Below are 22,993 nucleotides of genomic sequence, written 5' to 3'. Positions count from 1 at the left end.
TTGTTGTCCAGGCAGAGGAGAGTCTTCGAATTTTCTGAATGTGACTGGAGTACAGACGTGGGGTGGGAGGGGCCGCGGGGCGTGCGGCCGGCCCGCGGCTCCCGCGGCGCGCCGCCCCGGCCGGGCTGCGGGCGGTGGCGCGGCTCGCGGGCCGCCCGCGCCTCGCCTCCCGGCCGGGGCCGCCGTCGCCTCCTGGGGCTGCCGGGCAGCCGCGGGTGTCGAAGCACGCCCGCTCCCCCTCAGTAGTGGTCGCCGGTGGAGCGGCGGCGGCGGGCCAGGAACACGTAGCCCGCGGCACCGGCGAGGGCGATGCCGCCGCCGACGGCCAGCGCCGTCGTCTGGCTGCCGCCCTCGTCACCGCCCCGGGCGGCGCCGCCGAAGCCGGCCGCCGCGCCGCCGGTCGGGGTGGCCGTGAAGGTGAAGTTGGTGGTCAGGGTGGTGCCGTCGTCGCAGGGCACGGTCACCGGGTAGCGCTGGCCGACCACGAGACCGCTGGTCTTGATGGTGCCGGTGCCCGTCCACTGGTGGTTGCTGGTCTGCCGCAGGGTGATGCTCTGCTGGAAGGCCTGCGAGGTGGCCGGGCCGCTGGGGCGGCAGGTGGCCCGCACGGTGACCCGCGTGCCCGCGCCGCCCGAGCTCGGGCTGATGGTCAGGGGCGAGGAGTTGCTCCAGCCGGGCAGGGCCGGGGCGGCGGCCTCGGCGGCCGTCGTGCCGGCGCCCTCCGCGGCGAGGGCCGGGGTGGCGAGGCCGAGGGTGAGCAGCGTGGCGGCCGTAACGGCCAGGCGGCGGCTGCCTCTTGGGTGCAGGGGCTTCATGAAAGGTGACCTCCGGGTCGTCTGCGGCACGCAGCGGCGTGACGGGATGTCACCTATGCGAACAGTGCGTCACGCCCGCCGCATCCGGAGCGCCTCCCTGCGGGTGCCGGGTTGCGCCGTTCGGGCCGGTGCCGCCCGCGCTCCCGGCGGCGCCCGCGCCCCCGGCGGGCCGGCGTGCCCGTGGGGCGGCCGGGTGCCCGGCCGCCCCACGGGGAAGGGGCTACTTCGACTCCAGGTCGCGGCGCCGGAAGCCCGCAAGGCCGAGCCAGATCAGCGCGGCGGCCAGGGCCGTCATCACCAGCAGCGGGGTCCAGGCCAGGTCGGCGGCCGGCACCTGGGGCACGTGGCCCACCGGGGAGAGGTCGCTCAGCCAGTCCGGGAGGGCGATCAACTCGCCGAGGTAGACGGTGAAGAACGCGTACGCCGGCACGACCCAGGCCGCCGCCGTCGCGCGCGGGAACCAGCCGTACAGCGCGACCGCCACCCCGGCGGTCACCCACAGCGCGGGCGCGTAGGCGAGCGAGGACAGGGGCAGCTTCCACAGCAGCGCGCCGTCGTCGGCAGAGGCCGCGCCCGAGGCGCCGAAGCCGAAGCCGGCGAGCAGCATCAGCGCGGTGCCGCCGGCCAGCGCGACCGCCAGGTGGCTGCCCAGCCACCGGGTGCGGGACAGGCCGGTGGCCAGCACCGGCTCGGCGCGGCCCGCGGACTCCTCGGCCCGCGGCCGCAGCGTGGCCATCACCACGTGGCAGGCGACGAGGATGGCCAGCACGCTCATCGCCACGGAGGCGAAGGACTCCACGAGGTCGCCGCCCAGCTCCTCCACCAGCCGGCGCAGCTCCTCGTTGTCCTGGAGCAGGTCCTCGGCCTCGCCGAGGATCGAGCCGTACATGAGGCTGAACAGCAGGGCGCCCGCGGCGAAGCCGGCCAGGACGCCGCGCTGGAGCCGGAACGCGAAGCCGGCCGGCCGGGACAGCGCCGTGGACGCGGCCGGGCGGCCCGGGCGCGGCGGGCGCAGCCCGGCGCCGACGTCCCGCCTGGCGCTGAGCGCGAGGGCGGCGGCGCAGCAGCCGAGGACGAGCAGCAGGTGCAGGCCGAGCGGCCACCAGCGGTCGTCGACGTAGACGTAACAGCGCTGCGCCCAGCCGATGGGGGAGAGCCAGGAGAGCGCGTCCGGGCCGACGTCCCCGACGGCGCGCAGCGCGTACGCGGTGCCGACCGCGGTGAGGGCGAGGCCGGAGGCGCCGCGGGAGAAGGGGGTGATCTGCACGGTGACGGCGGCGATCGCGGCGAAGGACAGGCCGATGCCGAGGCTGGTGGCGCCGTAGAGCAGGGAGCCGGCGCCGGTGACGCCCGCCATGCCCAGGCCGGCGAGCGTCCCGGCCAGGAGCAGGCCGAGCGCCAGGTTGGCCAGCGCGGCGACCGCGAGGGCCGCGGCCAGGTGGGCGTGCCGTCCCACGACGGAGGCCCGCAGCAGCTCGGCGCGGCCGGTCTCCTCCTCGGTCCTGCTGTGCCGCACCACGGTGAGCACGCTCATCAGGCCGACGGCGACGCCCATGAAGCCGATGAGCTGGTGGCCGGTCATCGCGCCGTAGTCGTAGCCGCCGTCCAGGTAGTGCTCCGGGCCGGACATGGCCAGTCCCGCGGGGCCCGAGAGGGTGTCGGCGAGTTCGGCGCGGTCCTCGGCGGTGCCGTACTGGCCGGAGAAGCCCGAGACCGTGGAGACGGTGGTGAGGTAGAGCGCGGCGATCCACACCGGCAGGCGGACCCGGTCGCGCCGCAGGCTGAACCTGAGGAGGGTGCCGGTGCCCGCGAGCGGGTGCCCGCGGCCGGTGGCCGCGGGGCCGGCGGGTGGGGCCGGGCGCCGGGCGGTGGCGATGCTCATCGCGCCGCCTCGCTCCGGGGCGCCCGTCCGCCGCGGTTCCCCGGGGTGGTGGGGGACGCGTGGGCCTGGTGGTTTCCGCGCTCCTCGCCGAGCTCGTCGCCGTAGTGCCGCAGCATCAGCTCCTCCAGCGTCGGCGGGTGGCTGACCAGGCTGCGCAGGCCCAGCGCGGACAGGGCGCGGATCGCCTCGTCGAGGCTGCCGCCGTCGACCGTCAGGTGCACGTGGCTCCCCTCGGCGCGCAGGTCGTGCACGCCGGGGAGGCCGGCCAGGGTGCCGGCGGGGCGGCTGGTCTCCGCCTCGATCGTCGTCCTGGTGAGGTGGCGCATCTCGCTCAGCGTGCCCGACTGCACGACCCGGCCGAGCCGGACGATGCTGACCCGGTCGCAGAGCTTCTCGACCTGGGCCAGGATGTGGCTGGAGAGCAGCACCGTCCTGCCCTCGGCCTTGGCCTCGTCGATCACGTCCTGGAAGACGACCTCCATGAGCGGGTCGAGGCCCGAGGTGGGCTCGTCGAGCAGCAGCAGCTCGGCGTGCGAGGCGAGGGCGGCGACGATCGCCACCTTCTGCCGGTTGCCCTTGGAGTAGGTGCGGCCCTTCTTCGTCGGGTCGAGCCCGAAGCGCTCGACGAGGTCGGCCCTGCGGCTCCCGTCGAGCCCGCCGCGCAGCCGCCCGAGCAGGTCGACGGCCTCGCCGCCGGTGAGGTTGGGCCACAGCTCGACGTCGCCCGGGACGTAGGCCAGGCGCCGGTGCAGCTCCACCGCGTCGTGCCAGGGGTCGCCGCCCAGCACCCTGGCCGTGCCGGAGTCGGCGCGCAGCAGGCCGAGCAGGACGCGGAGGGTGGTGGACTTCCCGGCGCCGTTCGGCCCGAGGAAGCCGTGGACCTCGCCCCGGGCCACCCTGAGGTCGAGGCCGTCGAGGGCGCGGGTCCGCCCGAAGGTCTTCACCAGCCCGGAGACGGAGATGGCGTCCCCTGGGTCGCCGGTCTCCCCGGCGTTTCCCGGGCTCTCGGGGCTTCCGGGGCCCGGGGAGGTGCCGGCATTGCTTGCCTTGGTCATGCCGAGCAACCTAGTGTGTCTTCAAAAATTTGTGAAGTTTCCTGAAGTCAATGAAGCGTTAAGACCTCGCGGGAGGGGTGGGAGGATGGCACGGTGATCGAACGCGACATCACGACACGAAGAACCGATGAGCGGACCGGGCCGCCCGGGGTGCCGCGTCGGCCCGCCGAGCCGCGCCACGCGTACACCGAGGAGATGGCGGCCTTCGTGGAACGGTTCGCGGCCGACCTCACCGAGGCGGGGATGCAGCGGATGCCCGCGCGGGTCTTCTCCTGCCTGCTCGCCTCCCAGGAGAACGGCCTGACCTCGGCGGAGCTCGCCACGCGGCTGCAGATCTCGCCCGCCGCCGTCTCCGGCGCGGTCCGCTACCTCTCCCGCCTCAGCATGCTGCGCCGCGAGCGCGAGCCAGGCTCCCGCCGCGAGCGCTACCGGCTGCTGCACAACGCCTGGTACGAGACCATGCTCAGCCGGGAGCCGCTGCTCTCGCGCTGGTCGGCGAGCCTGCGGGCCGGCATCGACGCGGTGGGCGCGGGCACCCCGGCCGCGGCCAGGCTCTCGGAGACGGCCGAGTTCATGGAGTTCCTCCAGACCGAGCTCGACGGCATCCTCGCCCGCTGGCGCGAGCGCGTGTCCGGCGAGCCGGCCGTGAACGGCGCTACCGCCGCGACCGGCGAGTCCGGGGTGGGCCGGGAGTCAGGCGCGGCGGCCGGGCCGCGTGCCGTGGCGGGCTGATCAGCCCTGGGCGGGCACCGTCAGCCGCAGCGCCCCGGGGCGCACCGTCCAGGTGCGGGTGCGGGTCGGCCCCGAGTCCACCGCGTTGGCCCGGTAGCTGAACGCCGCGCCCGACACCGTCACGGAGGTCGCCCGCACGTGGACGTCCCCGGCCCGCGCCCCGGTCCAGGAGCGCACCACCACCTCGGCGAGCCCGTCCGCCGCCCGGACCGAGACCCCCGCCACCGGCCGGTCGACGTCCGCCAGCACCCGGCCGTCCGCCTCCACCCGCAGCCGCTGCCGCGCCGGGTGCTTGGCCCGCCACCACAGCGGCGCCGCTAAGGACCGCGGCCTGGGCGGCGCCGGGATGCCGAGGGAGCCGAGCACCACGCCGTCGGCGTCGTCCACCAGCACGTCGAGCCGCCTGACGGTGCCGGTCAGCACCGCCCGGGAGGCCGCCACCGCATCGGTCGGCAGGCCCAGCGCCCGCGACACCGGCACCGCGGTGGCGGGCCCGACAGGCACCATCCCCAGCGGGCTCTTCCCCAGCTCGCCGTTGCGGTGCAGCTCGCGCACGGCGCTCAGCAGCGCCCGGTCGTCCCCGACCACCACCACCCGCCGCCCGCCCCGCCTGGCCAGCGCCCGGGACATCGCCCAGGGCCCGTCCAGCACGCAGACCTTGACCTCGCTCGCGCCCGCGCTCAGCACGTCCCTGGCGATCCGTACCGATTCACCATCCGTCTCCCGGGCCGTCGGGTCGATGACGATGAGCACTGACTGTTCGCCTCCCGGCTGCGTCTCCCGTAAGCTCTCTGTGCAAGAGCCCCTGTCGCGATTGCGCCAGGGGTTTCGTCGATCCGGGGCAGCTTTTGCGTAGATGCCCCGCTCGGAAGGGGTGTACGCCTGTGCCCGCACTTGTGCTGCTCGGTGCTCAGTGGGGTGACGAAGGCAAAGGCAAGGCGACCGATCTGCTCGGAGGCTCGGTCGACTACGTGGTGCGCTACCAGGGCGGCAACAACGCCGGGCACACCGTCGTGGTGGACGGCGAGAAGTACGCGCTCCACCTGCTGCCCTCCGGCATCCTCTCCCCCGGCTGCACCCCGGTCATCGGCAACGGCGTGGTCATCGACCCGAAGGTGCTCCTGGAGGAGCTGAGCGTCCTCGCCGAGCGCGGCGTCGACACCTCCCGCCTGCTGATCAGCGGCAACGCCCATCTGATCACCGGTTACCACCAGACGCTCGACAAGGTCTCCGAACGCTTCCTCGGGAAGCGCAAGATCGGCACCACGGGGCGCGGCATCGGGCCGGCGTACGTGGACAAGATCAACAGGCAGGGTATCCGGGTCCAGGACCTCTTTGACGAATCGATCCTGCGCCAGAAGATCGAGGCGGCGCTCGACCAGAAGAACCAGGTGCTCGCCAAGCTCTACAACCGCCGCGCCATCGACCCCGGCCAGGTCGTCGAGGAGCTGCTCGGCTACGCGGAGCGCATCAGGGACTACGTCTGCGACACCACGCTGGTCCTCAACCGGGCGGTGGACGAGGGCAAGGTCGTGGTCCTGGAGGGCGGGCAGGGCACCCTGCTCGACGTCGACCACGGCACCTATCCCTTCGTCACCTCGTCCAACCCCACCGCGGGCGGCGCCTGCACCGGCTCCGGCATCGGGCCGACGAAGATCAGCCGGGTCATCGGCATCCTCAAGGCGTACACGACGCGCGTCGGCGCCGGCCCCTTCCCCACCGAGCTGTTCGACGAGGACGGCGAGGCGCTGCGGCGCATCGGCGGGGAGTTCGGCGTCACCACCGGCCGCAACCGGCGCTGCGGCTGGTTCGACGCCGTGATCGCCCGGTACGCGACGCGCATCAACGGCCTGACCGACTTCTTCCTCACCAAGCTCGACGTCCTCACCGGCTGGGAACGCGTCCCGGTCTGCGTCGCCTACGAGATCGACGGCCGGCGGGTCGAGGAACTGCCCTACAGCCAGAGCGACTTCCACCACGCCAAGCCGATCTACGAGTACCTGCCCGGCTGGAGCGAGGACATCACCAAGGCGCGGGCCTTCGAGGAACTGCCGCAGAACGCACAGGCGTACGTGCGGGCGCTCGAGGAGCTCTCGGGAGCCCCCGTCTCCGCCATCGGCGTCGGCCCGGGCCGCGAGGAGACCATCCAGATCAACTCCTTCCTGTGAGGACCGTGCGCCGCCGCCCTCCCGGCGGCGCACGGGAAACGGGCCCGGCGCGCGAGCCGATCGCGCGCCGGGCCCGTTCCTCGCCCGCCTCGGGACTACTGGCTGAGCGTGGCCTGGAAGCCGCTGCTCTCGCCGAAGGGCGTCATCTGCACCACGTCGTTCGTGGTGCTCGGGTCCGTCCACTCGATCCGGTAAGGCGGCAGCGGGTCGCAGCTGCCCGAGGTGACCTCGCCGGGACCGACCAGCACCGAGGTCTCGCTGACGCCGCCGGCGATGAGCACCGACTGCCAGGTGCAGGAGCCGTTGGTGTAGGTGAGGGCCAGGTCGCCGGCGTTGGCCGAGTACTCGGCGGTGAACTGGAAGTCGGGGGCGGCGAAGGTGTGGTCGTAGATGCCGAGCGGCATCCCGTCCGAGTCCACGTAGAGCGCGGCCGGCTGGAGCGTCGCGGTCCTGGTCCCGTCGCTCCACAGCAGCGAGCCGTCCGTCTGGTACTGGATGGTCTGCTCGCCGTACGGCTGGCAGGTCGCCCCGGAGGGGGAGGTGCCGGTGACGCCGGTGCCCGAGATGCTGATCGAGCTGCCCGTGGCGGAGGTCAGCACCGCCTGCTCGGTGCACATCAGCTGGGTCAGGACCGTGTACTGGGTGGCGACGGTCGCGCCCGCGCCGCCCTCGCTGATCTCGATGCGCTGGAAGTTGGCGCCCTCGGCGCCGCCGCTGACCTCGCCCTCCCAGGCGCCGACGAACTCGTAGGGCACGGTCGCCGACGGGTCCTGCGGCGGCGCCGACTGGCTCTGCTCCTGCGAGGGCGAGGCGCTGCCCGAGGGGTCGGGGCTCGCGGAGGAGGAGGGGCTGGTCGGCGGGTCGTCGGCCTCGTCGTCGGAGTCGCCGCCGAGCGCGAACACCGCCACGCCGACGACCAGCGCCAGCACGGCCACCGCCGCGACGATGATCCAGGCCGTGTTGTTGTTGCGCCGCGGGCCGCCCGGGCCCGCCGGGGGGCCGACGACCGTGGGCCCGCCCGGGTAGCCGGGGCCGTACGCGCCCTGGGCGTTCGGGTCCTGCGGATACCCGTAGGCGGGGGTGCCGGGGGCCTGCTGCGGGAAGCCGTAGCCGCCCTGTCCCGGCGGGGGCGGGGTGCCGTAGCCGGGCGGCGGCACGGCCGAGGTCATGGTCGCCATCGCGTTGACGCCCGTGCCCGGCCCCTGCGGGGGCGGCGGCGTGGCCGGAACGCTCAGCTGCGTCGGGGTCGGGGGCGCCGGCGGCACCGGGGAGGCGCCGGGCGGCAGCGGGGTGACCGGGGGCTGCTGCGGCATGGCGGGCGGCGGCGCGTTCTGCGGCAGCGGCGGCGCCTGCAGCGGGTCCTCGGAGTCGAGGAGCTCGACCGCGTGCCGGCCGAGCCGGGCCACCAGGGCGCCGGGCAGCCACGGCTCGTCGCCCGCGTCGGGTATGTCGGTGTACTGGAGCAGCTGGTCCAGGCTCGGCCGCTGCGTGGGGTCCTGGGTGAGGCAGCTCTCGATCAGCGGCTTCACCGCCTCGGGCACGCCCTCCAGGTCCTGCTCGCCCTGGACGATGCGCAGCATCAGCGCGGTCATGGCGCTGTTGGCGTCGCCGAAGGGGGTGCGTCCGGTGGCGGCGAAGGTGAGGACGGAGCCGAGGCAGAAGATGTCGCTCGCCGCGGTCAGGGTCTCGCCGCGGCACTGCTCGGGGGACATGAAGCCGGGGGAGCCGACCGCGGCGCCCGTCCTGGTCAGCCCCTCGCCCGACTCCAGGGCGCGGGCGATGCCGAAGTCGATGACGCGGGGGCCGTCGATCGTGATCATCACGTTGGACGGCTTGAGGTCGCGGTGGACGAGGCCGGCCGCGTGGATGTCGCGCAGCGCCTTCACCAGGCCGTTGGCCAGGACGAACAGGGTGCGCTCCGGCAGCGGGCCGTAGCTGTCCGCCACCACCTCGTGCAGCGAGGGCCCGGCCACGTAGCCGGTCGCCACCCAGGGCGTCTCGGCCTCCGTGTCACAGTCGAGCACGGGGGCGGTCCACTCCCCGCCGACCCGGCGCGCCGCGTCGACCTCATGCTGGAAGCGCTGGCGGAACTCCGGTTGGGCGGCAAGTTCCGGCTGGACGAGCTTGACGGCGACCGTGCGTCCGCGGTCGGAGCGGGCGAGGTAGACGCTGCCCATTCCGCCGGCGCCCAATTTCCCCAGCAGCCGGTAGTGCCCCACCCGTTGAGGATCTGACGGCCCGAGCGGTTTCATCCTGCGCTACTCCTCTTCGCTGCGGTAAGCCTCATGAGAATACGGGCGCCTGCACACACGAAGGAGGACAGAAGCCGAACCGTAATCGGTTCCCGCACCGGCAGGGGGATTGAAGTCTGTGCCTATTCGTGACCGGAATCAGACCGAGTCGTTGCATGCCGCGGAGCCGACGGCCGACAGCACCGCTGCCGCCCCCGTCGGGCGCCGAAGGCCCGTGCGGACACTGTAGTTGGCCCTGGCGAAACTTCGGCGCCCAACGGGTCGGTAACTACTCCCTGTTCACCGTGAAGCCCCCGCTGTCCGCACCGAAGGGGGTGAAGACGAGGGAACTCGCGTCCCCGTCCTCGGCGACGTTCACCTGCACCGAGAAGCTCGGCAGCGGGTCGCAGCCGCTGCCCGCGGTCACGGTGCCCGGGCCCAGGACGAGCGATGTCGCCTGGAGCCCCCCGCTGATCATGGCGTCGGTCCAGGTGCAGTTGCCCTGGGTGAGGGTGAACGCCATCTCCCCGGCCGGGGCCCTGACCTCGGGGGCGACCGTGTAGCCCGCACCCGCGAAGGTCTGGTCGAAGACCGAGTACGGCATGCCGTCGTAGGTGTCGTCGCCGCTGGATTCGTCGTACGTGTCGTAGTCGGTCATCGAGGAGAGGGTCAGGTCGCCCGAGTAGCCCGCGTCGTCCTCCCAGTGCAGGGTGCTCCCCTGGAGCTGGAGGGTCTGGTTCCCGTACGGCTGGCAGCCCGCGTCGCTCGGCGTCTGCGAGGTGATCCCGGAGCCCTGGAGGGTCACGGTCGTGCCGTCGGAGGAGGAGAGCGTGGAGGACTCCACGCACATGGCGGTGGGGCCGACCGTCCACTGGGTGGCCACGGTGGCGCCGGCCTCGCCGGCGACGATCTCGATCCGCTCGAAGTAGGCTGTGTCGTCGCCCTGGAGCCGGCCCTCCCAGGCGCCGATCATGTTGTCCGGCACGCTGCCGGTGCCCGGCTCCTGGCTCGATCCGCCGTCCGTGGGGCCGCCGGTGGGCCCCTCGGTGTTCTCGCCGGTCGCGGTCGGGTTCGGGTCGGGATCGTCGTCGCCGCCGCCGGAGGCGACCACGGCGATGACGACGGCGAGCACGATGACGACGCCCACCGCGATGCCGATGAGCAGCGCGTTGTTGCGCCCGCCCGGCTTCGGCCCGCCGGGCGGCTGCGGGCCTCCGGGGCCCGCGGGCCCGCCGGGATAGCCCGCGCCGTACGGGTTCTGGCCGGGCAGCGGGGTCGGCTGCGGGTAGCCCGGCGGCGGGGCCTGCTGCGGGTAGCCGTAGGAGGCGCCGGGCGGCGGCGTCCCGTAGCCGGGGGGCGGGGTCGCGGAGGCCATCGTCGGCATGGCGTTGACGCCGGTGCCGGACGGCGGGGGCGGGCTCGGTGGCGGCGTCGCCGGGGGGCCGCCCTGCGGCGGGGGCCCTGCGGCGAACTGGGTCGCCGTCTGCAGGGGGTCCTCGGAGTCGAGGAGTTCGACCGCGTGCCGGCCCAGGCGGGCCACCAGCGCCCCCGGCAGCCAGGGCTCCCCGTCGTCGGGTATCTCCGTGTGCTGGACCAGCTGTTCGAGGGTGGGCCGCTGCGCCGGGTCCAGGTTCAGGCAGGCCTCGATCATGGGCCGCACGCTCGCGGGCACGCCCTCCAGGTCGTGCTCGCCCTGGACGATGCGCAGCATCAGCGCGGTCATGGCGCTGTGCGGGTCGCCGAAGGGGGTGCGTCCGGTGGCGGCGAAGGTGAGGACGGAGCCGAGGCAGAAGATGTCGCTCGCGGTGGTCAGCGTCTGGCCGCGGCACTGCTCGGGGGACATGAAGCCGGGGGAGCCGACCGCCGCGCCGGTGCGGGTGAGGCCGGGGCCCTCGGACTCCAGGGCGCGGGCGATGCCGAAGTCGATGACGCGGGGGCCGTCGATGGTGATCATCACGTTGGACGGCTTGAGGTCGCGGTGGACGAGGCCGGCCGCGTGGATGTCGCGCAGCGCCTTCACCAGGCCGTTGGCCAGCAGGAACAAGGAGCGTTCCGGCAGCGGCCCGTAGGTGTCCGCCACCACCTCGTGCAACGAGGGCCCGGCCACGTAGCCGGTGGCCACCCAGGGGGTGGCCGCCTCGGTGTCGGCGTCCAGCACCGGCGCCGTCCAGTCGCCCCCGACCCGGCGCGCGGCCTCCACCTCGTGCTGGAAGCGCCGCCTGAATTCCGGTTGTGCGGCGAGTTCCGGCTGGACGAGCTTGACGGCGACCGTGCGTCCGCGGTCGGAGCGGGCGAGATAGACGCTGCCCATTCCGCCGGCGCCCAATTTCCCCAACAGCCGGTAGTGCCCCACCCGTTGGGGGTCTGTCGGCCCGAGCGGTTTCATGTGTGGCTACTCCCTCAGCCTTCCGGGTTCGACCCGCGCTTCGCCCTCTTCCGTCCCACGAGTCCGTCCCACGAGCATACGGGCGACTCGATTTCCGGCTCACCGGGGCGGAGAATCCCGCCCCGGCGCGGGCGTGCCCGGGGGATCTCATTCCTGCAACTGCGCGGTGAAGCCCTCGTCGTCCGAGCCGAAGAACGGCGTGAAGGTGATCGTCGGTGCCGTTTCGAGGAAACCGACGTCGTCCCAGGTCAGCTTGTACGGCGGCAGGCGGTCGCAGCCACCCGAGACCGGGTCGCCCGGACCCACGATCAGGGTCGTGTCGTCCTGGTTGCCCGAGAAGACCACTGCCTCCCACTGGCAGGAGCCGTTGTCGTAGGTGAGGGCGAGGTCGCCGGCGTTGCCGTCGTGCGCGGTGGTGATCTCGAAGTCGGGTGCCCGGTAGGTGCTGTTGTAGATGTCGATCGAGACGCCGTCCCCGCCGGGCGACAGGGCGGAGGGGGCCATGGTCGCGTGGAGGTTGCCATTGGCCCACAGCAGCGTGCCGTCGTCCTGGAGCGTCAGCGTCTGGTTGGAGTAGGGGCCGCAGTTGTCGAGTTCGCCGGCGGGTGAGGCGGCGGTGGCCCCGGTGCCCTGGATGCCGAGGCCGTCCTCTCCTGAGGAGACGAGGGCGGCCTGCTCGGTGCACAGCAGCCCGTTGAGCAGCGTCCACTGGGTGGCGACCGTGTCGCCGCCGTCGCCCTCGGTGATCTCGATGCGCTGGTACCAGTGCTTGTCCTCGTCGTTCTCGTAGACCTCCCCCTCCCAGGCGCCGACGTACTGGGGGCCGACCGTGGCGTTCGGATCGGCGTCGACGTTGTTCGAGGAGTCGTCGGAGCCGTCGTCCGAGGGGTCGTCCGAGGGGTCCTCCGAGGGCCCGGTCGAGGAGTTGCCCGACGGGCTGGTCTGCCCGCCGGTCGGGCCGCCGTCGTCCGCCTCGTCGTCCGAGCCGCCGCCGAGCGCCACCACGCCGATGACCACGGCGATCGCGAAGACCACCACGGCGGCGATGCCGATGAGGAGCACGTTGTTGCGCCGCGGCCCGCTCGCGCCGGGGCCGGCGGGGCCGGCGGGGCCGCCCGGGTAGCCGGTCCCGTACGGGTTCGCGGCGACCGGGCCGGTGGCCGGGCCCACCCCCTGCTGGGGGTAGCCGTAGGCGGGGGCGCCCGCCGTCGGCTGCGGGTAGCCGTAGGCCCCGCCGGGGGGCGGCGAGGGCGGCGGGGTGGCGTAGCCGGGGGGCGGCGAGGGCGGCGGGGTGGCGGAGGCCATCGTCGCCATGCCGTTCGTCCCCGGGGTCTGGGGCGGCGGGGACGGCGTCCCCTGGGTGGGCTGCGCCGGGTGGGCGGGCTGGTAGGTGGTGAGCGGGTCCTCGGAGTCGAGGAGTTCCACCGCGTGCCGGCCGAGGTGGGCCACCAGGGCGCTGGGCAGCCAGGGGTCGCCGCTCGGATCGGGAACGTCGGTCCGCCGCGCCAGTTCGTCGAGCGTCGGCCGCTCGCCCGGCTCCTGCCGCAGGCAGTCCTCGATGACGCCGCGGATGTTCTCCGGCACGCCGTCGAGGTCGTACTCGCCCTGGACGATGCGCAGCATCAGCGTCGTCATCGCGGTGTGCGGGTCGCCGAAGGGGGTGCGTCCGGTGGCGGCGAAGGTGAGGACGGAGCCGAGGCAGAAGATGTCGCTCGCGGTGGTCAGCGTCTGGCCGCGGCACTGCTCGGGGGACATGAAGCCGGGGGAGCCGACCGCCGCGCCGGTGCGGGTGAGGCCGCCGGTGGTGACGTCGAGGGCGCGGGCGATGCCGAAGTCGATGACGCGGGGGCCGTCGATGGTGATCATCACGTTGGACGGCTTGAGGTCGCGGTGGACGAGGCCGGCCGCGTGGATGTCGCGCAGCGCCTTCACCAGGCCGTTGCCCAGGGGGAAGAGGGTGCGCTCCGGCAGCGGCCCGTGCATGCCGGTGACGGCGTCGTGCAGCGAGGGCCCGGCCACGTAGCCGGTGGCCACCCAGGGGGTGGCCGCCTCGGTGTCGGCGTCCAGCACCGGCGCCGTCCAGTCCCCGCCGACCCGGCGCGCCGCGTCGACCTCGTGCTGGAAGCGCTGGCGGAACTCCGGTTGGGCGGCAAGTTCCGGCTGGACGAGCTTGACGGCGACCGTGCGTCCGCGGTCGGAGCGGGCGAGGTAGACGCTGCCCATTCCGCCGGCGCCCAATTTCCCCAGCAGCCGGTAGTGGCCCACCTGCTGGGGATCTGTCGGCCCGAGCGGTTTCATTGTGAACTACTTCCTTTCACCCCGTGGTTCCCCCGTGATCCACCCCGTGGTTCACACCCCGTCGTCCCCCCGTCGTTCCCGGCCCGCGCCGCTCGCCGCGCCCCCGCCCGCTCGGCCGGGGACCGGGCTCCGGGCGGACGCGGGGACCACGCGACTTCCCGGGCCGTTTCCCTGCACGCTCAGGAAGGACAGAAGCGGAACGGCGAACGGTTCCCGGTCCTGTGCCGCGTTCGGCGGGTGTGCGCGATCGTGATCCGCGGAAGGCTAGCCATTCCGGGCAAACTCGACCGGATCGCGGTCGAGATCGTTCAGCCACACGATCTTGATCTTGCTGTCGTCGTCCTCTTCCGTCCACAAACGGAAGGCGGCGTAGACGTCGCACTCGTCGCCCTCGCCGGACTCCACCAGGGTGTCCGGGCCCAGGACGATCTCCCGCCCGTTGACCTGGACCAGGCGGTTCTCCCAGGTGCAGGTCGTCTCGTCGGTGGTCTCGGTGTACCGCAGGACGGAGTCGCCGAAGGAGCCCTGCGAGATGGTGATGTCGCTCCTGCCCTGGGTGTGGTCGTCGGTCTCCCAGGCGCCGCCCCAGTCGCCGATCAGGGTGTCGGGCACGACGGCGTTGCCGTCCGACGGCGCCTCGTGCAGGGTCGACGTCTCCTCGCGGTAGCTCCAGTCCAGGCCGTCCTCGCCCAGCTTGAGGCGCTGCGGCCGGTCGTCGTCGCCACAGCCGCCGCTGGTCACCGCGTCCTCGGGCACGCTCCAGTCGGACCGCTCGGTGAACTCCAGGCCGTCGTCCCCGCTGAAGGAGGTCATCACCATGTCGAAGCGGCACAGCTCGCGCGGGGCGAGGGTCATCGCGGTGCCGACGACGTCCCCCTCGCCGCCCTGGACGATCTCGAAACGCAGCTTGTGCAGCACGCCGCTGCCGTCCTCGTAGTCCCCCTGCCAGGCGCCGAGGTACGCCTCGTCGATCGTGGAATCGTCGCCCCCGGCGAGCTGGTTCGCCACGACCACCCCGAGCACCGCGACCAGCGCGAGCACGCCGATGGCGGCGACCACGCCCAGCGGCGGCCGGCGCCGCCTCGCCGGCTGCGGCCCGGTCGCGTAGGGCGCGCCGAACCCCCCGGTGTTCGGCATCGAGCCGACGGAGGGCATCGAGTGCGGGGTGTAGGACAGGTTCGGCTGCGAGTAGGGGGAGGGCACCGGCACGGGGTGCGGGGTGGGCGCCGCCGCGGGCCAGGGCTGCGGCGGGGAGGGGTGCGCCGGCTGGGCGGGCTGCGGCGAGGTCGCGGGCTGCGCCGAGGCCGTGGGCGGGGCGCCGGTGTGCCCCTGCGGCACCTGGGGTGTGGCGAGCCGGGTCGGGGCGCCGAGGGCCCGGCCGTCGGTGCGGCTCTGCGGGTCCTCGGAGTCGAGGAGTTCCACGGCGTGCCGGCCCAGCTGGGCGACCAGCGGCCCGGGCAGCCAGGGCTCGCGCGAGCCGTCGGGGGCCGTGAGGCTCAGGATGTCGTCGAGGGAGAACCGCTGGTCGGGCTCCTTGGCCAGGCAGCCGGAGATCAGGTGCCGCAGCTGCTCCGGTATCTCGGAGAGGTCGGGGCTCTCCTCGACTATGCGGAACAGCAGGATGTGCACCCCGGACTGGAGCGAGCCGAAGGGGGTCCTGCCGGTGGCCGCGTAGGCGAGGAGCGAGCCGAGGCAGAAGATGTCGCTCGCGGGCGTCAGCCGCCGGCCGCGCACCTGCTCGGGCGACATGAAGCCGGGGGAGCCGACGGTGGCGCCGGTGCGGGTGAGGCCGCCGGTGGTGACGTCGAGGGCGCGGGCGATGCCGAAGTCGATGACGCGCGGGCCGTCGATGGTCAGCAGGACGTTGGACGGCTTGAGGTCGCGGTGGACGAGCCCCGCGCCGTGGATGTCGCGCAGCGCGTGGCCGAGCCCGTTCGCCAGCAGGCTGACGCTCCGCTCGGGCAGCGGCCCGAACTGCTGGCTGACCACCTGGTGCAGCGAGGGCCCGGCGATGTAGCCGGTGGCCACCCAGGGGGTGGCGGCCTCGGTGTCCGCGTCGAGCACGGGGGCGGTCCACTGGCCGCCGACGCGCTGGGCCGCGGTGATCTCCAGGGCGAAACGCTCCCGGAAGTCGGGCTCCTGGGCCAGCGCCGACCTGATGGTCTTGACGGCAACCATGCGGCCACGTTCGGAGCGCGCCAGGTAGACCTGGCCCATTCCGCCCTCGCCCAGCCTCCCGAGAAGCCGGTAGCGGCCGATTCGGTGCGGGTCCTGTGGCGTCAGCCGATCCATGTGGAGCAGACTCCCCCGATACGTACGTTGGTTGCGTCACCGAGGATAGTTGCGCGGCCCCCTCGGCGGCCCTGTGGGTTCGATACGGTGCGTGACGTCGGGCTCCCCGCGGCCCGGGGCCTGCGGGCTTGCGCGGGCAACCGGCCGGCGTGAGCCGCGGCCCGGCCCTCCGCCTCGCACGCCCCCTTCCACGGGCCGGGGAGGCCTTCCGCGCTGCGTCGGCGCCCTCTTCCCCAAGCCTTTCCACGGCTTTCTCCCGGGAATCTCCGGATGTGGCCCCGGCGCGGCCCGGCCGCCCGGCACGAGGATAAGCCCAACGGCCCGGCCGGGGGCGGGGAACGATCAGTTTCCCGGCGGCCTCGCGGTCACGATCCGGTGTCCTTCCGCGGGGTGCCCGCGCCGGCCTCCCCGAGCCGGTCCAGCGCATGCGCGAGCCGGGCGAGCGCACGCAGCGTGGCGGCCGGCTCGCGCTCCCCGCCCAGCGCCGTGGCGAGTTCCGCGGCGAACGCGGCGGCGAACGCGGCCCGTTCCGGCTCGGCGGCGGCCAGGGCGGCCCGGCCCTCGGCGGTGGGCGCCAGCAGCTTCGCGCGCCGGTGCGCCGGATTGGTCCTGAAGTCGGCGAGCCCGCGGGCGGCCAGCAGGTCGGCGACGCGCTGCACGCTCTGCCGGGTGACCCCGGTGGCGCGGGCGATCTCCGCCACCGGACGCGGCCGGTCGCGCACCGCGTCGAGCACCTGCCACCAGGCGGCGGTGAGCCCGGCCGGCCGGGCCAGCCGCTCGGCGGCGGCCTGGAACCGGCCGTCCAGCCGCCGCACGGCGCGCGCGTAGGCGGCGAGCAACTGCCGTGCCTCCGCGCTCCCGGCCGCGCCCGCGCCCGCGCCGGCCTCCCCGCCCGCGCCCGCGCTTCCGCCCGCGCCTGTGTTGCCGCCCGCGCCCGCGCTTCCCGCCGCGCGCCCCGCGCCCGCCGCGCCTCCCACCTGTTCCGCGCTCCTCGCGTGCCTCGCGCCCGTGTCCGCCGCACGGGCCCTCGGGTCCGGGAGGCGCGCCACCCTCGCCCGTTGACAACATCCTGTCATATGCCCGGGGCGTCTGTAGTCTGGACTGCCGTGATTCGACGCAGCACGCTGCGAGAGCAGCTCGCCGACGCCTTGCGGGAGGAGATCCTGGCCGGAAGGCTCGGCCCCGGCGGGGAGTTCACCGTCCGGGAGATAGCCGAGCAGTACGGCGTCTCCGCCACCCCGGTGCGCGAGGCGCTCGTCGACCTGTCCGCGCAGGGGCTGCTGGAGGTGGAGCAGCACCGGGGCTTTCGCATCAAGCGCTTCTCGCTCGCCGACTTCCAGCACATGATCGAGGCGCAGACCCTGGTCAGCGACGGGATACTCGCCCACAGACCGGCGTTAAGCCCCCGCGAGGGCGGCCCGGAGGCGTTCACCTCCATTCGCCGCCGCGCCGTGGCCGCGCGGCAGGCCGCGCTCGCCGGCGACCTCGACATCTTCATCGCCTACGACCTGCGCTTCTGGCGCGAGCTGGACGCCCTGCTCGGCAACCCGCACATCGGGGAGTTCCTCGACAGACTCCGCGTGCGCTGCTGGGCCTTCACCGTTCCCTACCTGCGCCGCGAGCGGCGCCTCGCCGGCCGCCTCTGGGCGGCCCACCTCGAACTCAGCGACGCCGTCGAGCGGGTGGACTGCGCCGAGACCAGGCGCCTGCTGCGCGACCACCGCGAGCACGCCCTCGCCATGGCGGCCGAACTCGCCACCGCCTGAGCGGCCGAACTCGCCACCGCCTGCAGGGCCGTTGCCCGCGCGCCCCGTACCCTGAGCTGGCGCGGCCCGCGCCGCGCCCGTCCCGCGCCCGCCGGATTTCGAGAGTGAGCCCCTCCGTGGCCTGTGACCTGTGGCTGGTCCCCCTCGTCGACGTGCTGTGCCACAGCCCCGACAACCCCTTCGCGGAGGAACTCGCCGAGTACGACCGGGCCCTGGCCGAGGCCGGGCTGCCGCCCGTGCCGGTGTTCGGCTACGTGGCGGGCATGTCGGGGACGGTCGCCCCCGTCGCCGGCTTCGACTACGCGGCCCTGCACCTGCTGCGCCGCGCCTACCTGCTGCAGCTCAGCGGGCTGCCCGTCACCCCGGCCGAGCGGCTCGACGGCGACTACCAGCAGCTGCTGGAGATGTTCGAGACCGCGGCCCAGCAGGCCCATCTCGTCTGGCACTTCGACCACGCGGGGGCGTATGTGCCGGTGGACTTCCCGCACCCGCTGGTCAACGACGCGCTGCTGGCCGGCGGCGGCCCGCTGGGTTCGAGCCAGGGCCTGCTGCGGGAACTGGAGGCGGTGGCGCCCGTCCTGGGCATCGACCCGTTCAACCCGCCGCCCGCGCCCGCCCCTCCCGAGCGGCCGACCCGGCTGGAGGAGCCGGCCGCGGGGCCGCGCGCCGAGGACGGCCCGTTCGCCCGGGAGCGGCACGTCTGGCTCGGGCTGCACGCCGCGGCCACCCGCAGCCTCGCCCAGGGCTCGATGATCGTCTTCAGCTGAGCGCCCGCCACGGCCCGGCGGCGGGCGCCTCCCGCCGCCGCCCGGGCCCGCCGCGTGGGCGCCCCCGGCTCACAGGCCGGGGACGATGAGCCGCGTGCTCTCCGTGTTCCGGGCGCGCAGCGGGGCGATGGCCCGGTACTCCGCCGACTCGTTCCAGGCCTTCGCGGCGGCGGCGTCGGGGAACTCCACCAGCACCACCTGCCCGGGTTCCCAGTCGCCCTCCACGACCTCGGCCTCGCTGCTGCGGGCGAGGTACCTGCCGCCGTACGGTTCGAGAGTCGCGGCCACCTTCGACCGGTACTCGGCCAGTTCCCCGGCGTCGCCCGTCAGCCGCACGTTCGCGATCAGATAAGCGGTCATGGGCAGGACTCTAATCGCGGCCCCGGGAAGCCCAGGCGCTCCGCCCACGGCCGCCGAGGCCGTGGCCCGTCCTCAGGTCTGCCCGCCCGGGCCGGACTCGGGCGGGCGCTGCCGCGGCATGCTGGGGCGCAGGTGCGGGTCGCCCGGGAAGCGGAAGCGGGCGGGCGGCTCTTGGGCCTGCGGCTCGGGGCGGGCGCCCGGCGCCGCCTGCCCGGCCGCCGCGAGCGGCGGCGCCGCGCCCACCGGCGCCCCGAACTCCCGCATCCACGTGGCGGTCTCGGCCCGCACCAGCTCGGTGACGTCCTCGGAGAACCGGCGCAGCACCCCGAGCCGCCGCTCGGCCGCCTCGCCCACCAGGCCGTCGCAGGGCCCGAGCAGTTCCGCCGCCCACTCGTAGCGCAGCCGTTCGAGCCGCCGCCGAATCGCCTGGGCGGTGTCGACCGAGCGCAGCCAGCCCGAGGTGACCCCGAGGTAGCGGTCGCAGCCGAGGCAGGCGGCGGCGCCGAGCAGCGCCAGGTGGCCCGGCCTGCCGAGGCCGAACAGCGGCAGCGCCACCCCGAGCGCCGCGCCGAGCACCGTGCCCAGCCGCAGCGCCCGCGCCGCGCGCCGCTTGCGCCGCCGGACGGAGAGGTACCAGGCCACGCTGCGCAGCGCCTCGGCCTCCGCCCTGGCGTACAGCTCGCCGAGCCGGTCGCCCGGCTCCGCCCAGGCCCCTGGCGGCAGGTGCGTCCCGTCCGCCATCTGCTTCTCCGGCTGGCTGCTCACCCTCGCGCTCCCCACGAAACTCGCCCGCCCGGCGAACGGGCGGAAGCTGACTACCCTTTGTAACGGCCGCGACGGGGAGACAACACCGGGCAGATCATCGCTTTTACGGCAAACCAGCCGGAAACTCCGGCCCGTCAGCTCTCCGGCACCCACCGGCCTCACCCGAAAGAGTGGGGGGCGGAATGCCGCCGTTAGGCTGCCCCTGTGAGGTTCCTTGTCATCGGCGGCGGCGCCCGCGAACACGCCCTGTGCCACGCCCTGTCCCGCGACCCGGCCGTCACCGAGCTGCACTGCGCGCCGGGCAACGCCGGGATCGCCGCGCTCGCGACCCGCCACGAGGTGGACCAGCTCGACGGCGCGGCCGTGGCCGGCCTCGCCACCCGGCTCGGCGCCGGCCTGGTCGTCGTCGGCCCCGAGGCGCCGCTGGTCGCCGGGGTCGCCGACGCCGTGCGCGAGGCCGGGATTCCGGTCTTCGGGCCCTCGGCCGCGGCGGCCCGCCTCGAGGGCAGCAAGGGCTTCGCCAAGGAGGTGATGGCGGCCGCCGGCGTGCCCACCGCCCGCTCCTATCTCTGCGCCACCCCCGAGGAGGCCGACGCCGCGCTCGACGCCTTCAGCCCGCCCTACGTGGTGAAGGACGACGGCCTCGCCGCGGGCAAGGGCGTGGTGGTGACCGAGGACCTCGCCGAGGCCCGCGCGCACGCGCGCGCCTGCGGCCGGGTCGTGATCGAGGAGTACCTCGACGGCCCCGAGGTCTCGCTGTTCGCGGTCACCGACGGGGAGACGGTCCTGCCGCTCCAGCCCGCCCAGGACTTCAAGCGGGCCCTCGACGGCGACCGGGGCCCCAACACCGGTGGCATGGGCGCCTACTCGCCGCTGCCCTGGGCCGACCCGAAGCTGGCCGACGAGGTCCTCGACACCGTGCTGCGGCCGACGATCGCCGAGATGCGCAGGCGCGGCACCCCCTTCTCCGGGCTGCTGTACGCCGGGCTCGCCCTCACCTCCCGCGGGGTGCGCGTCGTGGAGTTCAACGCCAGGTTCGGCGACCCGGAGACCCAGGTCGTGCTGGCCAGGCTGCGCACCCCGCTGGGCGGCGTGCTGCACGCCGCCGCCACCGGCACGCTGGCCGACCTGCCCCCGCTGCGCTGGAGTGAGGAGGCCGCGGTCACCGTGGTGATCGCCGCCGAGGGGTATCCGCGCTCCCCGCGCACCGGCGATCCGATCGAGGGGCTCGACGAGTTGGCCGGGCCGGCCGGGCCGGCCGAGGGCCCGGGCGCCTACGTCCTGCACGCCGGCACGCGCCTGGACGAGGAGGGCCGCGTGGTGAGCGCCGGGGGGCGCGTGCTCTCGGTCACCGCCACCGGGGCCGACCTGGCCGAGGCCAGGTCGCGGGCCTACCGCGCCGTCGGCCGGATCGGCCTGGCCGGCTCGCACCACCGCACCGACATCGCGGCCGCCGCCGCGGGTGCCGCGGCAGGTCCCGCGCCGGACCCTGCCGCGGGTCCCGGCGCGCCGGGCGGGGCCTCCTCTGCCCAAAGCCCCACCATCGAGTGACCGGTGAGCTGAGCGGCTGACGCCTCCGTCTCGCCCAACTATCGTGCGGCGCAGGGGCTTTCGCCGCGCCGCCCGTCCCCACGCGGCGCGATCGGTCCATCGCGGATTGCGATGTCAGTGGCCGGTGCGACAGTGGGAGACAGTGCGGCGCCCGGCGCGAGTCCGGTCGGGAGACCGTCACGGTCGTCGTCCGGCGCGCCCGCGCCGGGAGCGGAGGGCAGGGGCATGCTGCAGCGTGAAGCGCGCGGGACCGGCGAAGCCGGGCGCTCCGCACGCCAGGACGCGCTCGCCGTGCTCCGCGTGCGCGACGGCGCGCTGGCGCTCGCCCTGCTGCCGGCCGCCGTCGCCATCGTGCTGTGGAGCGCGGGCGCGGACCCGGCGCTGTGCCTGCCGGTGGCCGGGTGCGCCGCCGCCTGCCTGGCCCTGGCCGCCGCGAGCGCCCTGCTGATGGCCCGCTCCCGCCCCGCCCTCACCCCCGTGATCGAAGTGCCGGAACGCGCCGCGCCCGCCCTGCACGGGCTGATACGCGAGCTCGCCGAGCGGCTGGACGTCCCGGTCCCCGGCGGCATCGCGCTCACCCCCGACTGCGACAGCTGGCTGGAGGAGATCCCGGGCCGCCCCCGTGGCGCCCGCGGACAGCCCCCGCCGGCCCCGGTGCTCGTCATCGGCTCCCCCTTCCTGTGGTGGATGCGCGTGGGAGAGCTGCGCGCGCTGCTCGCGCCCGTCGTCGCCGGCACCGGCCCCTCCGCCCACCCCGACATCGCCGCCGCCCGCCGCTGCCTGCGCGCCTGGGACGCCACCGCCGCACTCGCCGCCGGCGCCTCCCGGGTGCGCCATCCCCTCCTCGCCTTCTCCGGCCTGCTGTCCCGCCGCCTGCTGCGGGCCGCCGCACAGCGGGCGGGAGACATGGAGCGCGGCGTCGCCCGCGCCGCCTCCGCCCGCGCCCAGGGCGTCGACCAGGGCCTCAGAGCCGCGGCCCAGGAGCAGGTCGGCCTCGCCTACGCGGGCTGGGACCGGCTGCTGACCCGGGTCGCGCTGCCCGCCTGGCGCATAGGCCGCTGGCCGCGCCGCCTGGACGCCGGCGTGGTGGCGGCGCTCACCGAGCTCTCCCGCCGCGACCGGCTGGCCGAGGGCTTCGCGGCCCGCCTCGGCGAGCGGCCCGCCTGCGACCTGCTGGAGGAGCCGGGCGCCGTGGACGAGGAGATCTCGCTGCTCGCCGCCAGGCTCTTCCACGGCATACCCCAGGGCCGCGGCGCCGACTGGGCCCCGGTCGACTGGGGTGCCTACGCCGACGAGGTCGTCGACCGCATCTGGCGGGACCGGGCCGCCCGGCTGTTCGCCGCCCTCGACGCCCTGGAGACGCCGACCCTGGCCTGCGCCCTCGACCGGCTCGCCGAGGCCGCGGGGGCCGCGGGCACGGACGAGCTCGCCGCGCGCGTCGACGCCGAGGCCGCCCGCGCGGAGGCGGCGCAGGGCGTGCGGCAGGAGAGCCCGCCCGGCACGATGCCCCCGGCGTTCCCGCCGGCGCTTCAGCCGCTGCCCGCGCGCCCTTCGCGCGGGGAGCGGGAGTCGCTGGCCGAGCACGTCGCGGCCGCGGTCTGCTGCGCCGCCGCCGACACCACGGGCGCCGTTCCCGGCCTCGACTGGCTGGACGGCCCGGTCCTCCTCGCGGACGGCGTGCGCCGCCGCGACCTGACGGGACCGGTGCACCGCCTGGTGGACGAGGGCGACCCCGGGCCGCTGCGGGACTGGCTCGCCGCCGCCGGAGTCCGTCCCGACAAGCCCGTGCGCCTCGTGTGACCCCGCCGGACATGTCCGTACCGATGTCCTTGTGAGAGGTCTCGACACCCCCCGCCTCCGGCGTCAATATCAGGCAACCACCTCCGGTCAATCCCGCGACGAGCGGTGACCGGCCGCTCGCCGGA

General features: G+C 74.9%; 17 protein-coding genes. 6 read left to right on the top strand and 11 right to left on the bottom strand.

Annotated elements, in window-relative coordinates:
- Window positions 1-239 precede the first annotated feature (239 nt).
- The 3 genes from D7294_RS21510 to D7294_RS21500 form a co-directional block, all read right to left on the bottom strand.
- On the bottom strand, window positions 240-815 hold the full coding sequence (locus D7294_RS21510; RefSeq protein WP_120682254.1) for an LPXTG cell wall anchor domain-containing protein: 576 nt from the start codon (window positions 813-815) through the stop codon (window positions 240-242).
- Window positions 816-1,035: 220 nt separating this feature from the next.
- On the bottom strand, window positions 1,036-2,697 hold the full coding sequence (locus D7294_RS21505) for an ABC transporter permease (RefSeq protein ID WP_120682252.1): 1,662 nt from the start codon (window positions 2,695-2,697) through the stop codon (window positions 1,036-1,038).
- Window positions 2,694-3,752, bottom strand: coding sequence for an ABC transporter ATP-binding protein (locus D7294_RS21500; RefSeq protein ID WP_120682280.1), 1,059 nt, complete (start codon window positions 3,750-3,752; stop codon window positions 2,694-2,696). Before D7294_RS21500 ends, D7294_RS21505 begins: the two co-directional genes overlap by 4 nt.
- A 195-nt stretch (window positions 3,753-3,947) precedes the next feature.
- Here D7294_RS21500 and D7294_RS21495 point away from each other — a divergent pair, with 195 nt between their 5' ends.
- Window positions 3,948-4,484 carry a GbsR/MarR family transcriptional regulator gene (locus D7294_RS21495; protein ID WP_120682278.1) on the top strand — a complete coding sequence of 179 codons (537 nt, stop codon included), beginning with the start codon at window positions 3,948-3,950 and terminating at the stop codon, window positions 4,482-4,484.
- Here D7294_RS21495 and D7294_RS21490 read toward each other — a convergent pair whose 3' ends face one another.
- The gene (locus D7294_RS21490) at window positions 4,485-5,237 is read right to left on the bottom strand and encodes a diacylglycerol kinase family protein (RefSeq protein ID WP_120682250.1); all 753 of its coding nucleotides are present in this window, start codon (window positions 5,235-5,237) and stop codon (window positions 4,485-4,487) included.
- Window positions 5,238-5,368: 131 nt separating this feature from the next.
- Between D7294_RS21490 and D7294_RS21485 the strand changes: the two genes are divergently transcribed.
- Window positions 5,369-6,652 (top strand): adenylosuccinate synthase, encoded by a 1,284-nt coding sequence (locus D7294_RS21485; RefSeq protein ID WP_120682248.1) that lies wholly within the window; start codon window positions 5,369-5,371, stop codon window positions 6,650-6,652.
- A gap of 95 nt (window positions 6,653-6,747) precedes the next feature.
- Here the strand turns inward: D7294_RS21485 and D7294_RS21480 are convergent, their stop codons facing one another.
- The 5 genes from D7294_RS21480 to D7294_RS21460 all read right to left on the bottom strand — a co-directional run bounded on the left by D7294_RS21480 (window position 6,748) and on the right by D7294_RS21460 (window position 16,698).
- Window positions 6,748-8,871: a serine/threonine-protein kinase gene (locus D7294_RS21480; RefSeq protein WP_206619535.1), complete on the bottom strand. Its 2,124-nt coding sequence runs from the start codon at window positions 8,869-8,871 to the stop codon at window positions 6,748-6,750.
- Between the two features lie 301 nt (window positions 8,872-9,172).
- Window positions 9,173-11,269: a serine/threonine-protein kinase gene (locus D7294_RS33760; RefSeq protein WP_120682244.1), complete on the bottom strand. Its 2,097-nt coding sequence runs from the start codon at window positions 11,267-11,269 to the stop codon at window positions 9,173-9,175.
- A gap of 147 nt (window positions 11,270-11,416) precedes the next feature.
- The gene (locus D7294_RS21470; RefSeq protein WP_120682242.1) at window positions 11,417-13,567 is read right to left on the bottom strand and encodes a serine/threonine-protein kinase; all 2,151 of its coding nucleotides are present in this window, start codon (window positions 13,565-13,567) and stop codon (window positions 11,417-11,419) included.
- A gap of 264 nt (window positions 13,568-13,831) precedes the next feature.
- Entirely contained in the window at window positions 13,832-15,859 is a 2,028-nt protein-coding gene (locus tag D7294_RS32650; RefSeq protein WP_120682240.1) for a serine/threonine-protein kinase, read from the bottom strand.
- A 365-nt stretch (window positions 15,860-16,224) separates the two neighbouring features.
- Window positions 16,225-16,698 (bottom strand): MarR family winged helix-turn-helix transcriptional regulator, encoded by a 474-nt coding sequence (locus tag D7294_RS21460; protein ID WP_241562537.1) that lies wholly within the window; start codon window positions 16,696-16,698, stop codon window positions 16,225-16,227.
- Window positions 16,699-16,935: 237 nt separating this feature from the next.
- On the opposite strand from D7294_RS21460, the gene D7294_RS21455 reads away from it, so the two are divergent.
- Window positions 16,936-17,625, top strand: coding sequence for a GntR family transcriptional regulator (locus D7294_RS21455; protein WP_120682236.1), 690 nt, complete (start codon window positions 16,936-16,938; stop codon window positions 17,623-17,625).
- Between the two features lie 116 nt (window positions 17,626-17,741).
- Window positions 17,742-18,392 carry a hypothetical protein gene (locus D7294_RS21450; RefSeq protein ID WP_120682234.1) on the top strand — a complete coding sequence of 217 codons (651 nt, stop codon included), beginning with the start codon at window positions 17,742-17,744 and terminating at the stop codon, window positions 18,390-18,392.
- A gap of 69 nt (window positions 18,393-18,461) precedes the next feature.
- Here the strand turns inward: D7294_RS21450 and D7294_RS21445 are convergent, their stop codons facing one another.
- Both D7294_RS21445 and D7294_RS21440 read right to left on the bottom strand, forming a co-directional pair.
- Window positions 18,462-18,752 (bottom strand): DUF1330 domain-containing protein, encoded by a 291-nt coding sequence (locus tag D7294_RS21445; RefSeq protein WP_120682232.1) that lies wholly within the window; start codon window positions 18,750-18,752, stop codon window positions 18,462-18,464.
- A 72-nt stretch (window positions 18,753-18,824) separates the two neighbouring features.
- Complete coding sequence (locus tag D7294_RS21440; RefSeq protein ID WP_422070723.1) at window positions 18,825-19,517, bottom strand: SLATT domain-containing protein; 693 nt, start codon at window positions 19,515-19,517, stop codon at window positions 18,825-18,827.
- A 204-nt stretch (window positions 19,518-19,721) separates the two neighbouring features.
- On the opposite strand from D7294_RS21440, the gene purD reads away from it, so the two are divergent.
- The gene (gene purD, locus D7294_RS21435; RefSeq protein ID WP_120682228.1) at window positions 19,722-21,068 is read left to right on the top strand and encodes a phosphoribosylamine--glycine ligase; all 1,347 of its coding nucleotides are present in this window, start codon (window positions 19,722-19,724) and stop codon (window positions 21,066-21,068) included.
- Between the two features lie 225 nt (window positions 21,069-21,293).
- Window positions 21,294-22,868, top strand: a complete 1,575-nt coding sequence (locus D7294_RS21430; protein WP_120682226.1) for a hypothetical protein — start codon at window positions 21,294-21,296, stop codon at window positions 22,866-22,868.
- Window positions 22,869-22,993 lie beyond the last annotated feature (125 nt).

This window comes from Streptomyces hoynatensis (genome assembly GCF_003626535.1).
Lineage (GTDB): Bacteria > Actinomycetota > Actinomycetes > Streptomycetales > Streptomycetaceae > Streptomyces > Streptomyces hoynatensis.
The sequence above is the reverse complement of the archived record's forward strand: the minus strand, read 5'-3'. Positions and strand labels throughout refer to the sequence as shown.

Bases quoted from the DNA above. Each gene is read 5' to 3' on its own strand.
- D7294_RS32650 (WP_120682240.1), bottom strand. From the start codon at position 15,859: ATGGATCGGCTGACGCCACAGGACCCGCACCGAATCGGCCGCTACCGG.
- D7294_RS21470 (WP_120682242.1), bottom strand. From the start codon at position 13,567: ATGAAACCGCTCGGGCCGACAGATCCCCAGCAGGTGGGCCACTACCGG.
- D7294_RS21495 (WP_120682278.1), top strand. From the start codon at position 3,948: ATGGCGGCCTTCGTGGAACGGTTCGCGGCCGACCTCACCGAGGCGGGG.
- D7294_RS33760 (WP_120682244.1), bottom strand. From the start codon at position 11,269: ATGAAACCGCTCGGGCCGACAGACCCCCAACGGGTGGGGCACTACCGG.
- D7294_RS21500 (WP_120682280.1), bottom strand. From the start codon at position 3,752: ATGACCAAGGCAAGCAATGCCGGCACCTCCCCGGGCCCCGGAAGCCCC.
- D7294_RS21505 (WP_120682252.1), bottom strand. From the start codon at position 2,697: ATGAGCATCGCCACCGCCCGGCGCCCGGCCCCACCCGCCGGCCCCGCG.
- D7294_RS21430 (WP_120682226.1), top strand. From the start codon at position 21,294: ATGCTGCAGCGTGAAGCGCGCGGGACCGGCGAAGCCGGGCGCTCCGCA.
- D7294_RS21510 (WP_120682254.1), bottom strand. From the start codon at position 815: ATGAAGCCCCTGCACCCAAGAGGCAGCCGCCGCCTGGCCGTTACGGCC.
- D7294_RS21455 (WP_120682236.1), top strand. From the start codon at position 16,936: ATGCCCGGGGCGTCTGTAGTCTGGACTGCCGTGATTCGACGCAGCACG.
- D7294_RS21445 (WP_120682232.1), bottom strand. From the start codon at position 18,752: ATGACCGCTTATCTGATCGCGAACGTGCGGCTGACGGGCGACGCCGGG.